Genomic DNA, 11,483 nt, shown 5'->3' with positions numbered 1-11,483 from the left:
TGAGGCTCGGAGCAGGTCGATAGAGGGAGCGCGCGATGGGCGAGGTTGTTCCGTTTCGACGTCGGCCGCACGGGCCTGGCGCCGCAGACCGCGCCGATCCCCCTGCGGCCGATCCCCCTGCGGCCGATCCCCCTGCGGCCGAACGCCTTGCGGCGCGACCGGCGACCTCCGCCCAGAGTTCGGGCGACCGGGCGCGGCGGGAACCGCTCTGGCGTGAGGTGACCGGCGCGGTGCTGAAACAGGAAAGGCATTGTCAGCGGAAGACACTCGCCCAGGTCGCCGAACGCGCCGGGATGTCCGTGCAGTACCTCTCGGAGCTGGAACGCGGTCGGAAGGAGGCGTCCTCCGAGATGCTTGCCGCGGCCTGCGGATCGCTCGGTCTCAGCCTGGCCGACTTCCTGCAACGCTCGGCCGCCGTGATGTCCTCGCCCGTGGCCCGGCCCGGCGGCCCGGTCCTGCTGGCCGCCTGACCGGCGGCTTCATCGTCACGTCGAGATGGCCGACGTGACCGCCGCTCATCTCTCTCCCGCCGTCGGCGGGGACCAGAACTGGACGGCATTTCCGTCGTCGCCGACGGCAAGCCGACCGTCCGGCGCGAAGGCCACCGCTGTGACGACGCCGGGACGACTGATCCGGGCGACCTCCGTCCTCAGGCGCAGGTCGAAGACCCGGGCCGAGTGGTCCTTGGATGCGGCCGCAAGGTAAGCCCCGTCGGGACTCGAGGCCACACCCGTCACTTCAGCGTCGAGCGGATACCGCGCGAGTGGGTCACCGGATGGCATTGCGAGCAGAACCGCCGTGTTGTCGACGGCCAAGGCCAGAGCTGCCGAGTCCGGGCTCCATGCGAGGTCGCCGATCGCGCCATGAACGGGGCCCTTGTTGACAAGGGTGCCGTCCGCCGCACGCCAGAGAAGCAGCTTGTTGTTCGACCACGAACCGCCGGCCGCAGCGATGTAGCGGCCGTCAGGGCTGCATGCGACGCGCGACGGGAAGGTCATTGCTCCGAGCTTCATCCTGTACATCCGACGGCCGGCCAGGCTCCAGGTCTCGATGTAGGCGTTCGCAACGATCAAGGCGCTGCTGTCGGGCCAGAACGCGAGGTCGCTCGGGGTGGACCCGTCACCGAGGGCCCACTCGATCGCGCCGACCTCGGCGCCGTCCGCGGCACGCAGGAGGCGGACCCTTGGCGTTTGTGGCTTCGCGATCGCCACCCAACGGCCGTCCGGGCTGACCGCGACGATGGGTTTGCTCACCTTCACCAAACCCCCGACCGCGGCGGTCCAGACACACCGCGCCGTACCTCCCTCCTCGCCGATGTCCCACATCTGCACCGACCGGGCGAAGCTGGCCGTCAGCATGTGATCTCCGTCCGGCAGGAACGCGAGCAAGGTCGGCTCATCATCGAGTTGGAGTTCGTTGAGCTTCTTTCCTGCCGGCGCCGGCACGGCGACGGAATCGAGTGGCCGCCAAAGGTCACTCAGATCAACAAGCTCCAAAAAGTCGTAATGGCATTTCGCACACTGCTTCAGCAATGGCCTACTGTACTGAGCCTTGCAATTCGGGCAGAACACCACGACCGACTGGTCGGTTTCCAGCGCTTGGCAGCGCGGGCAATGGTAATCGGGCCGTTGAGTCCGGAAAGCGAACAACGAGTTGGCCATGACCACCGGCGACGCCGATCCGCCCGTCAGGAATGCAACACCGATTCCGCGTGTCGCGGCATCGACCTTTCGCTTGTGCGCCACCAACTTCTCGTACTTCGGGTTGGACAGGGTGGTCATTCCACAGGTCTGACAAACGTGCCGGTAGCGCGTCCGGTCTACCACTGCCGCCCGGGCACGGGCCTGCTTCAACAGGAAGACGGCGATGTCCTCCTCGGCCGGTTGTACGTCCAGTCGGACCGCCGAGCCCGTCGCGGACGCCATTGCCGTCGACAGACGAGCGGCGAATGCCGTCAGAGCGGCGAGACGATCCGCTTGTTGTGTCATCTTCTCGCTCTGTGCCGCCAGGTCTTCGGCCAGCGTCACCATGAGAACGGCCTGATCCGTTGGCAGCACCCCCACCCGTTCAGAGCCGACCAGGTAGATGATGTGCCGAGCCGCCTCGCGCGCCTGGGCGGCACGAGTGACTTCGCCGAACGTTGGCGAGCGGCCGGTGAGGATTGCTTCAGCTCGGACGGTGTCGCCGCCCTGCATCGTCGTGCTCATTGTCGACACCTTCGGTCACGAGATCACGCCGCGAGAAACCATGTACTCGTTCATCAATTGCGAATGTTCGAGGTCGCCTTGAGCCTGCTCGAGGTCGTCGCCGGTGATGTCGTCGGGTGGGGTGTACGAGTCGGCGTCGATCCCGGTGTCATCGGCCGCCGGATCGTCATCCGCCGGAACCGTGTCGGCAAGGTCGGAATCGAGGTCGAACCCGGACGCCGTGTCCAGCACGCCGTCGGCGTCTGTGTCCGTGACGATCGTGTCGGGTACGGAGTCCTCGTCCAGATCGAAGCCGACGACGTCGATGACGCCGTCGCGGTCGGTGTCCGCCGCCATGGCTTCGGGTACGGAGTCCTCGTCCAGATCGAAGCCGACGACGTCGATGACGCCGTCCCGGTCGGTGTCCACCGCCACCGCGTCAGGTATGGAGTCCTCGTCCAGATCGAAGGGAACCGATGTGAGGACGGTGCTTTCCTGCGTCATGACTGCCTCCCCCAGGCCCGAGTCCCGGAGCACGGCTGGCTCGGGACTCCCGGTCATACCCCCTCATCGTCGACCGCGGTGTTGCGAAGTTGTAGAGGCCTTCGACCCGGATGCCCGAAAGGCGCTCCAATCCTGGAGTGCCCCCCGCTCAGGACGATCGACCCGGCTGACCTCACGCCACCCTTGTCGTGGCCTGGAGGCGCACGAAACTACCTGTGTCGCACTAACACTCGTCAGGACCAGCTGCGCTCGAGCAGCGCGCCCTCCGCGTGCAGCACATCCAGGCGGTGGACGGTGGGCTCCGTCGACGGCCGGTTGCCGCCGAAGGCCTGGTCCACCGCGGGATGGATCCGTTCCTCGAACGCGTCGGCGCAGGCTCGCTCGGATTCCCAGACGTCGATGTACCGCAGCTTGCCGTCCGGTTGGCGCACACACAGGTGCAGGATCTGCCCCACAAGCGGCTCTGGGCCGAGATTGTCCATGATGCGGCGGTACAGATCCTCGCCGATCGGAACGTCCTGGATGTAGGCATAGACCACGGCGGGTGCCTCCTGTAGATTGATCCGAACCGGCTTCGGATGAATAAGGTGAAGGTACGACCGATGGATGACGGCGTCAAGAGTGAGGTTTCCGGGAGGCGCGCCTACCGGTCACCCCGGCGTACGCGTCAGGCCGCCGAGACCCGTCTTGCGATCCTTTCCGCTGCCAGGGAGTTGTTCGTGCTCGGCGGCTATTCGGCGACCACTGTGGCCGAGATCGCCAGCCGCGCAAAGGTTTCCGTCGATACGGTGTATGCGACGGTGGGCCGGAAGCCGGCCGTGCTGCGGGAGTTGGTCGAGACGGCGATTTCCGGCACCGACCAGGCGGTCCCGGCCGAACAGCGCGACTACGTCCGCCGCATCCGCTCCGCGGACGGCGCCACCGAGAAGCTGGCCCTGTATGCCACCGCGATCGCCGAGATCCAGCAGCGACTGGCGCCGGTCTTCCTCGCCCTCCGGGACGCCGCCGTCACCGATGCGGACTGCGCCGCACTGTGGAGCGAGATCTCCCAGCGCCGTGCGGCGAACATGCTGCTGCTTGCGGGCGATCTCCGGAGCACCGGCGAGGTCCGTACCGACCTGTCGGATCAGCAGGTCGCCGACGTGATCTGGACGATGAACTCCGCCGAGTACTGGGACCTGCTGGTGCGCGAACGCGGCTGGGATTCCGCGCAGTTCGCAGCATGGCTACGGGACGCATGGGTTCGTCTGCTGCTGGACCGTCCTCGTTGAGGACGGAGGGCATTGCGCGCTGCCTGGTTCGGAATGTCGAGACGGATGCCGATGTGCCGCCGACCGGGCCGGTCCAGTAACACCGTCGAGCAGGCGGCCGAGGGTGGGCGAAGAGTCTTCGTAGCGAGGCTGACCCGAACGGGGGATCGCCCCGGCCTGCGTTCCCATCCAGACTACGAAGGCGGCTCTACCTCACCCCCCAAGGTGGAGCTGCCGCACGCCTGGCTGGCCTCTCTCCGGGACTCCGGCCAGGCGTGCACCCAAGGTGGGTCGGCTCGTGTGCCGCTCAGACCCAATCCCATCGTGGGCCGGCGGTGGCGGTCTGGCGGAGCGCCAGAGGTGCTCGGCCCGTCAGTTCGAGCGTGATCTGTGGATGGCCCGCGACGAACGAGACCATGGAAACAGAGATCTGGCTGGGCGTGGTGGAGCAGCTGATCACCGCGCCGGCCAGGCGTGTGGTGGCCTCGGGCTGGATCTGACGATGTGTTCGCCCGGGGGAGAGCTCATCGGCGACATCGACCGCCAGGAACGGCAATTGAGGGTCATCGAGCACCTGCAGCACCGGACCTCCGGGCACCGTGTATTTCGTGAAGCCGTTCCGGGTCGGCTGCTCACCCCGGTACACCACACCGAAAGGGCAACCGCCCCCGGTGCACCGCTGCTCGAACCGCAGACCGCTTCTCCGGGCGGCTGCGACGTCATCGACCCAGAGAAGTTCCAGGTAGCAGTTCGCGAAGATCGCCCGCCGATTGCGGGTGCCCTGACCATCGTGCCGGCGGCCCTGGTCGAGTTCCAGCCCGCCCGGGCCGGGGAACAGATCGCCGATCAGCTCCGGGCCGGGCAGGAACACGATCAGATGATCGAGCTGGTTCATGCCATGGACAGTGCTGCCCGCCGGGCCCGTTGGCCATCCGCCATTCGGTCGTCTGGTCGGTGTCCGCCATCACCCGGCGATCGCCCTCGTCGGTCGCGCGACGACCGGAACCCGGTTGCTGATGATGTGGTCGGCCAGGCCGTACTCGATCGCCTGCTGCGCGGTGAAGATCTTGTCCCGGTCGGTGTCGGCCCGGAGCGTCGCCACGTCCTGGCCGGTGTGCAGGCTCAACACCTCCTCCATCTCCGCCCGGACCCTGAGGATCTCTTTGGCCTGCAGGGAGAGATCCGAGATGGTGCCCTGGCCGCCGGTCGAGGGCTGATGCAGCAGCACCCTCGTGTGCGGGAGCAGCCCGCGGCGTCCGGCAGCGCCGGCCGCCAGGATCACCGCCGCGGCCGACGCTGCCTGTCCGACACAGGTGGTGGCCACCGGCGCCCTGACGAACTGCATGGTGTCGTAGATCGCGGTCATCGCCGACATGGAGCCGCCCGGGGAGTTGATGTACAGCCCGATCTCGCGATCCGCGTCGTCGGATTCCAGGAAGAGCAATTGGGCGACGATGACATTGGCGACGTCGTCGTCGATCTCGGTGCCCAGATAGATGATCCGGTCGGACAGCAGGCGGCTGTAGACGTCGACCACCCGTTCGCCGGAGGGAGTCTTCTCGACCACGGTCGGCACGGTGTAATGGCCCATCGGTCAGCCCAACCCGATCCGCTGCCGGTCGCCGGCCGGGCGGACGTCCGCCACCGACTCCAGCACGCCGTCGATGAACCCGTAGTCCAGTGCCTGGGGCGCGGTGAACCACCTGTCCCGGTCGGCGTCACGGGCGATCGTTTCGAGGCTCTGGCCGGTGTGCTCGGCAATCAGTCGCGTCATGAGAGCTTTGGTGTATTCCAGGTTCTCGGCCTGGATCTCGATGTCGACAGCGGTGCCGCGGATGCCGGCCGACCCCTGGTGCATGAGGATTCGCGCGTTCGGCAGCGCGAACCGTTTGCCCTTGGTGCCCGCGGACAGCAGAAACTGTCCCATGCTCGCCGCGATCCCCATCGCGAGCGTGCTGACATCGTTGGGAATCAGTCGCATCGTGTCGTAGATGGCAAGCCCGGCGGACACCGATCCGCCGGGAGAGTTGATGTACAGACTGATGTCACGTCGCTGGTCCTCGGCGGACAGCAGCAGCAGTTGGGCGCAGATCCGGTTCGCCACCGGGTCGTCGACCTCCTGGCCGAGCACGACGATCCGCTGGTGCAACAGCCTGGTGGCCAGCTGGTCGTCGAACGGTCCGCCCTGCGGTGCTTCTGCCCGCAGCTCGCTGGTGCGCATGGCGCTCCCCTCTGGTCGAAGTGCCCGACTGGGCACACCTCGACCATGCGCCGGGAGATGCGCGGCGTCCCAGATTTTCTGCCTGCAGTGGATCTGCCCCGAGTTGATCTGCTCCCAGTTGATCCGGCCCTGCCCGCTCCGGCCCAGCGTGATCTGCGTGCGGTTGATGGATCACCGTCCGATACCAGCTCCAGGCCGCGGTCAGACGGTCGCGGCCGCCCTGGATCCGCTGACCCACTCGCGGGCGGCGCCGAAGTTGCGCCGCGCCTCCTCGCCGAGTTCGGCACTGCGGTCGCGTACCTGCGCGGCGATCTCCTGGCGCTGCTCGATCAGCTCACCGAGCCGATCGGCGAACGCCGCCGCCGTAAATGGCTCGTTGATGTCTGTGCTCCAGCGGGACAGGCCGAGCATCCCGGCGAGCTCACGCACCTTGACGTCGTACGCCAGGACGTAGGACGGCACTCCCAGGATCGAGGCCATCACGATCGCATGGAGACGCTCGCTGACCACCAGGTCGCAGCTCTCGATCAGCCGGGCGGCGTCGACATGCGTTCGCAATGCGTGGCGGTGCAACGGGATCGACGGCACCTTGGCGGCGAAGGACTCGAGGATCTCGCCGTCGTCGTGCGTTTTGAAGCCGACCTGCATCGGCAGCGCGTGCAGCTCGATGGGACGGGTCGCATGGACCTGGGTGAGTCCGGCCGCGAGGCGCTCGAGAAAGAGCTCCCAGTTGTCGGGGTTCTCGATGTCGTAGTTCAGGTTCAGCGCCACGCGCAGCGGCCCGGTGACGGTGCCCCCCGACGGCCGCTCCGCAGGATCGGCCTCGCCGAGCAGCCAGCCACGGTCGCTCGAGAAGACGGCGTCGGTCGCCAGCAACGGATCGAGCCCGAGGGCGCGGCAGGTGGCGTGCGACTTCTCGTCTCGCACGGTCAGTTCGTCGACCTGCGACAGGATCAGCTTGGCCAGCCGATTGCCACCGCTGCTGCGGAGTGGGCCGACACCGACGTTGAACATCGCGATCGGCTTCCGTGCGATCCAGTGGGTGAAGGTGACGATGGCCAGGATCATCACCAGGGTCGCGTAGCGGTGGCGGCCGGTCGATGCGTACAGCTCCTTGATGATGCTGCCCCCGCCGAAGCAGAGCGCCTCGCAGCGCAGCAGTTCGCGCCCCAGTCGCAGCCGGTCCCTGGTCGTGTCGATCACCTCGACGTCGAACCGGCCGGCCAGTTGATCCCGGGTGAACGCCGGGTCGTAACTGTTGACGACGTAATGGTGCTCGGCGCCGAGCTGCGTGAGAAACGTTTCGAGCAGCAACTCGTCGCCGATGTTGTACTGCCCGTGAGTCCCGAGGAACACGATCCTGCGCGGGGTGGTGGTCATCGTCCTGCTTCCATGGGTGGGTTCTGTGGGGCGTCGTCGGTTCGGTCGTCTTGGGCTGGACCCTTGGTCAGATCGAGGTCGCCCGGGTCGTCGTCATCGGTCGCGCGTCGCGCGCGCCAGCGCACCAGCAGGCCGCTGAGGAACAGCAGCAGGCCGGTGGCTGCCAGGCCGAGCCAGGTCGGGCCGACGACACCACCAGGGCCGGGTGTCAGGTCCGAGACGTCCGCGGCGGCGAGGTTGAGCAACTCGTCCTGGGTCAGGTTCGCGTGCTCCGGGTTGGCGGCGGGATCGACGTACCCGTCGGTGGTCCCGGCCGTCTCGGTGTGTTCCGAGCAGCCCAGCGTGTCGGGGTCGGTGATCGGGGTGACGTTCGACGGCAGTGCCAGCGTGTCGTAGGTGTCCTCGGGAATCAGCATCATTCCCTCGACGAGCATGGGGTTGTCGTCGGTCTTGTCGACGGAGAACGTATGGGCTCCGGCGGGCGCGTCGATGACGCCCAGGTCCTGGTAGGAGTATCCGAAGTTGACCGGGACCAGCGTGTCCGGAATTGCCGCTTCGAGCTGCGGCACCGACATCGCTGCCGTGTCTACGGGTTTGCGGTCCGCGTTGTACACCTCGGCGGTGTTGAAGAACTGCACGTTCGAGGCGGGCGAACGCAGCTCGAACGTCTTGTCGTAGGAAAGCGTTGGTGAGGTGACGTGGACCGTGTTCGCGGTGTCCGCGGTGCGCATCAGCAGGCGGTACCGGCCGGCGGTCTTCACCTTGACGGGCAGGTTGAACTGCGTCGCGCGCGGCACGCCGATGAAGGAGCCGCGCAGCGTCCCGAAGACCCCGGGCGTGATCATGTTGGTGCGGTTCCACTTGGTGTTCGAGAAGAGCAGGAAGGACCGGAACATCGGCGACAGGTAATAGCTGGACGCCACGATGTTCGGGTTGAAGGCGAACATCCGCGTGTCGGGCGGGGAGATCGCCGTCGGATGATCCAGCAGGTACAGGTCGATGGCCGAGGTGTGCGGGTCGTCGGTGAGCAACTGGATCGGCGCGCCGGGTTCAGCTTTCGCGGCGTCATAATACGGCGTGTATTCGAACTTGTAGCAGCGACTCAGATTCCGGCGGTGGAAAACCAGGTTGAGATAGCTCTGCCAACTCGAGTCGACCAGCAGCGTCGGCCGGTTGGGCTTCGGTTGGTCGGTGATCTCGTAGAGGGCGTAGCTGTCGTTCTCGAAGCGAAGTGCGATGTCGTCCTCGAGCCGCTTGAGCCCCGGCTCGACGTAGCTTTCGACGTTCGGCAGGTATTCCGCGCCGACACCGCCGTTGTTGTGGATCTTCCGGTTGACGACGATGTACCGCACGCTGATGTCGCGTGCCTCGTTGATCCACCAGTCCTGTTGGTAGTAGAGCCCGCGGAGGATGAGGAAGAACTCGAACTTGTTCTTCACGTCGCCGGTGAGACCGTAGTAGTAGCTCGGCTTGTCGAGGTAGTAGATGAAGAATTTGTCGATGAACTTGTGGTCGACACCGTTCTCGTCGCCGACGAGTTTTGCGGTCTCGGTCGGCGGCAGGACAACGGTTTTGCCCTCAGGCAATTTGTTCAGCGCCTGCTTGAGTTCTTTCAGGTCGCCGAGCGGGAAGGGCGCGAGAAAGCCCGCCATGTCTCCGGACGCGAAAACAGTTCTGTACGGATTGCTCGACCAGAACGGCGTGAAGAACACTGCCGCAACGCAGGCGGTGGCGAGCAGTCGCAGGAGGAGTCCACTGCGCGCCGTCGCCCGTGCCGGATTCCGCGGCTGCGGCGGGGACGCAGGGGCGGCGTCTGCCCCGGACCGGATTTTCCCTTTCGATGGACGGGCCGCTGTTCGCGCCCACCGGCCACCGACGGTGTCGATGAAGTAGGCCAGGGTCAGCGACATCACCATCGGCGCGAGCATGAACAGGATGAGCTGGAACCGGTGCGGGAATCGCAATACCTGGACCACGGTGCCCGCCGCCGTGACGACGAGGTTGCCGATCGACGAGTGGCTGGCGTTGGCGGCGATGGCCAGGTTGGCAAGGGTGCGGTGGAAGGTGGGAAACCACAGCGGCTGGGCGTAGCCGATCGTCGCCCAGAGTGCGAAGGCGATCGCCACGTACATCACACCGAGGAGTTGCCGGTGCGGCCGGGTCGGGAACAGCCGCCGGCGGATGGGCGGGACGAGCAGCGGGATGAAGATCAGCACGGTGTACACGGCACCGGGATACCTGGGTACCTTCGCCAGGTAGTCGCCGAACAGGATCTTGTCGGTGATGCCGGCGAGATCCCATGAGATGAGATGCAGCCAGGACACCGAGGCGTCCTGGATGAAATAGAAGTCACCGGGGACGGTGTCGCTGAGGTTCGTCACGCCCGCCAGTGCCACGTACTTGACGAACAGCGCGTAGGGGATGAGCGTCACCAGCACGTACAGCACACCGGCGAGGAAGCACCTGCCGACGACCGTGCCGGCCGCCTGACCGACGGCACCGCGTGCCCTGCGCAGGCGTCCCGACTCGACGACCAGGCGCCGGACCCGCCCGGGCAGCAGTCGGAGCCGGGCCGGGCCGCCTCTGCGGATCCACCTGCCGATCTCGCCGACCAGCAGCGTGACGATGGTGATGCCGAAAAACAGGCTGAACAGGATCAGGTAGTGAATGGCCGGATTGAGCAGGGTCGCGACGCTGGCCAGCAGCATGTATCGCTTCCACTTCCGACCGGCGAACAGCAGCGCATACAGCATCCACAACGACGAGATGGTCATCAGCACGAGGCCCAGGATGAGCGTGTAGAAGTGCGTGACCTTCGAGTACGTCATGATCAGGTAGATCAGCGTGACGGGGAAAGCCACGGCGAGATAGATCGCCTGCGTTGACAGTGATGTGAAGACCTTGTCCATGAACCGTGCGACGGTCAGGTACACGGCCCAGAAAAGGGACGGGATCACGAGCAGAATCGCGAACGGCAACACCTTGTAGTACCGCAGCCACGTCGTCAGGAATGCGTACCTGACGCGAAATTCGTAGCCGTTGACCAGCTCGTTGAATTGGCCTTCCGCTTGGTCGAGCAGCTGGCTGTGCGGGTTGAAGAACGGCACGAGTTCGTCGCCGGCGATCACGGCGTCACCGCGCAGGACAGACGGGATCGCCGTGAGAACGTGTCGGAAGATGATCAGTGACCCGATATAGAACACGGCCCCGACCACGAGCGCGATCGTTCTGGCGGAAAGGCCCGCGCCCCCTGCGGGCCGGGTCGGCGCTGGTTCGGCCGCCGAGGTGGCGTCGCCGGGTTCGCCGTTGCGCGCCGGCGATGTCCGACCGCGCACCATGCTGATCACCGCGAAACCGCCTGGGGTGGACAGGGTGTCGACGCCACGACGGCTTCAGTCAGGCCAGTCACGGCAAACCCAACCCTCCCGCTCGATGATCGTCCGACGCGGCAGGTGGCGCCGGCGGGCAACGCACGCACCGAGCCCGCTCGCCAAACTGTCCCCCGTCATGCATGTCCACCGGCGAGGCGCGTACCCGCCGGACGGTTCGTGACCGCAGTCAACTCGGCAGGTGCCAAGATCCGCTCTGACCAGGCTCAAGATCGGGTCAAGATCCCCCGCCGGTCGGTTCCATGGCGTCACCCGGACCACGTTGCTGTCGGAGCCGTTTCACCCCTCGGCTTGACCAAAGCTTGATGGTGCACCACACGGAACTTGAGGCGCCGCGCCGACACTTTGCAGTATGACACGCGGCCGTTATCCCTTCCCTGACATCGTCAATCGTCCAAGTATCGATGCGTCCGGAAATCGTGTCACCGTCCGCCGGGTGATTGCAGTGGGCAGGTACCGAGAGCAAGAGCAGCTCCTCCATGGGACCGGAATTCGACGGATCACCACTCTGTCGAGTCGGTCTCGTCACTGTTTGTCAGCGTCGGAACATGTC

The 11,483-nt window shown here is 66.1% G+C and carries 10 protein-coding genes; 2 read left to right on the top strand and 8 right to left on the bottom strand.

Annotated features, from left to right (window positions below; all coding sequences use genetic code 11):
• Positions 1 to 35: 35 nt before the first annotated feature.
• Positions 36 to 470: a helix-turn-helix domain-containing protein gene (locus tag ACVBEQ_RS08860; protein WP_447152567.1), complete on the top strand. Its 435-nt coding sequence runs from the start codon at positions 36 to 38 to the stop codon at positions 468 to 470.
• A gap of 45 nt (positions 471 to 515) precedes the next feature.
• Here ACVBEQ_RS08860 and ACVBEQ_RS08855 read toward each other — a convergent pair whose 3' ends face one another.
• The 3 genes from ACVBEQ_RS08855 to ACVBEQ_RS08845 all read right to left on the bottom strand — a co-directional run bounded on the left by ACVBEQ_RS08855 (position 516) and on the right by ACVBEQ_RS08845 (position 3,229).
• Positions 516 to 2,207, bottom strand: coding sequence for a hypothetical protein (locus tag ACVBEQ_RS08855; protein WP_473163171.1), 1,692 nt, complete (start codon positions 2,205 to 2,207; stop codon positions 516 to 518).
• A 15-nt stretch (positions 2,208 to 2,222) separates the two neighbouring features.
• Positions 2,223 to 2,690: a hypothetical protein gene (locus ACVBEQ_RS08850; RefSeq protein ID WP_447152565.1), complete on the bottom strand. Its 468-nt coding sequence runs from the start codon at positions 2,688 to 2,690 to the stop codon at positions 2,223 to 2,225.
• A 233-nt stretch (positions 2,691 to 2,923) separates the two neighbouring features.
• Positions 2,924 to 3,229, bottom strand: coding sequence for a hypothetical protein (locus tag ACVBEQ_RS08845; RefSeq protein ID WP_447152564.1), 306 nt, complete (start codon positions 3,227 to 3,229; stop codon positions 2,924 to 2,926).
• Between the two features lie 63 nt (positions 3,230 to 3,292).
• Between ACVBEQ_RS08845 and ACVBEQ_RS08840 the strand changes: the two genes are divergently transcribed.
• Complete coding sequence (locus ACVBEQ_RS08840; RefSeq protein WP_447152563.1) at positions 3,293 to 3,961, top strand: TetR/AcrR family transcriptional regulator; 669 nt, start codon at positions 3,293 to 3,295, stop codon at positions 3,959 to 3,961.
• Positions 3,962 to 4,247: 286 nt separating this feature from the next.
• Here the strand turns inward: ACVBEQ_RS08840 and ACVBEQ_RS08835 are convergent, their stop codons facing one another.
• From ACVBEQ_RS08835 to ACVBEQ_RS08815, 5 genes are all read right to left on the bottom strand, one after another.
• Positions 4,248 to 4,835, bottom strand: coding sequence for a VOC family protein (locus tag ACVBEQ_RS08835; RefSeq protein WP_447152562.1), 588 nt, complete (start codon positions 4,833 to 4,835; stop codon positions 4,248 to 4,250).
• Between the two features lie 69 nt (positions 4,836 to 4,904).
• Positions 4,905 to 5,531: a ClpP family protease gene (locus ACVBEQ_RS08830; protein WP_447152561.1), complete on the bottom strand. Its 627-nt coding sequence runs from the start codon at positions 5,529 to 5,531 to the stop codon at positions 4,905 to 4,907.
• Positions 5,532 to 5,534: 3 nt separating this feature from the next.
• A complete protein-coding gene (locus tag ACVBEQ_RS08825) occupies positions 5,535 to 6,161 on the bottom strand; it encodes a ClpP family protease (protein WP_447152560.1) in 627 nt (208 codons plus the stop codon).
• Between the two features lie 201 nt (positions 6,162 to 6,362).
• Complete coding sequence (locus ACVBEQ_RS08820; RefSeq protein ID WP_447152559.1) at positions 6,363 to 7,541, bottom strand: polysaccharide pyruvyl transferase family protein; 1,179 nt, start codon at positions 7,539 to 7,541, stop codon at positions 6,363 to 6,365.
• The gene (locus ACVBEQ_RS08815; protein WP_447152558.1) at positions 7,538 to 10,879 is read right to left on the bottom strand and encodes a DMT family transporter; all 3,342 of its coding nucleotides are present in this window, start codon (positions 10,877 to 10,879) and stop codon (positions 7,538 to 7,540) included. Before ACVBEQ_RS08815 ends, ACVBEQ_RS08820 begins: the two co-directional genes overlap by 4 nt.
• Positions 10,880 to 11,483: the final 604 nt, after the last annotated feature.

It is taken from the genome of Nakamurella sp. GG22 (genome assembly GCF_052976845.2).
This window is presented reverse-complemented; position numbering and strand designations above follow the sequence as displayed.

What these genes read in the sequence shown, in the direction of transcription:
- ACVBEQ_RS08860 (WP_447152567.1), top strand. Translation starts at nt 36, where the DNA reads ATGGGCGAGGTTGTTCCGTTTCGACGTCGGCCGCACGGGCCTGGCGCC.
- ACVBEQ_RS08855 (WP_473163171.1), bottom strand. Translation starts at nt 2,207, where the DNA reads ATGAGCACGACGATGCAGGGCGGCGACACCGTCCGAGCTGAAGCAATC.
- ACVBEQ_RS08850 (WP_447152565.1), bottom strand. Translation starts at nt 2,690, where the DNA reads ATGACGCAGGAAAGCACCGTCCTCACATCGGTTCCCTTCGATCTGGAC.
- ACVBEQ_RS08840 (WP_447152563.1), top strand. Translation starts at nt 3,293, where the DNA reads ATGGATGACGGCGTCAAGAGTGAGGTTTCCGGGAGGCGCGCCTACCGG.
- ACVBEQ_RS08835 (WP_447152562.1), bottom strand. Translation starts at nt 4,835, where the DNA reads ATGAACCAGCTCGATCATCTGATCGTGTTCCTGCCCGGCCCGGAGCTG.
- ACVBEQ_RS08830 (WP_447152561.1), bottom strand. Translation starts at nt 5,531, where the DNA reads ATGGGCCATTACACCGTGCCGACCGTGGTCGAGAAGACTCCCTCCGGC.
- ACVBEQ_RS08825 (WP_447152560.1), bottom strand. Translation starts at nt 6,161, where the DNA reads ATGCGCACCAGCGAGCTGCGGGCAGAAGCACCGCAGGGCGGACCGTTC.
- ACVBEQ_RS08820 (WP_447152559.1), bottom strand. Translation starts at nt 7,541, where the DNA reads ATGACCACCACCCCGCGCAGGATCGTGTTCCTCGGGACTCACGGGCAG.
- ACVBEQ_RS08815 (WP_447152558.1), bottom strand. Translation starts at nt 10,879, where the DNA reads ATGGTGCGCGGTCGGACATCGCCGGCGCGCAACGGCGAACCCGGCGAC.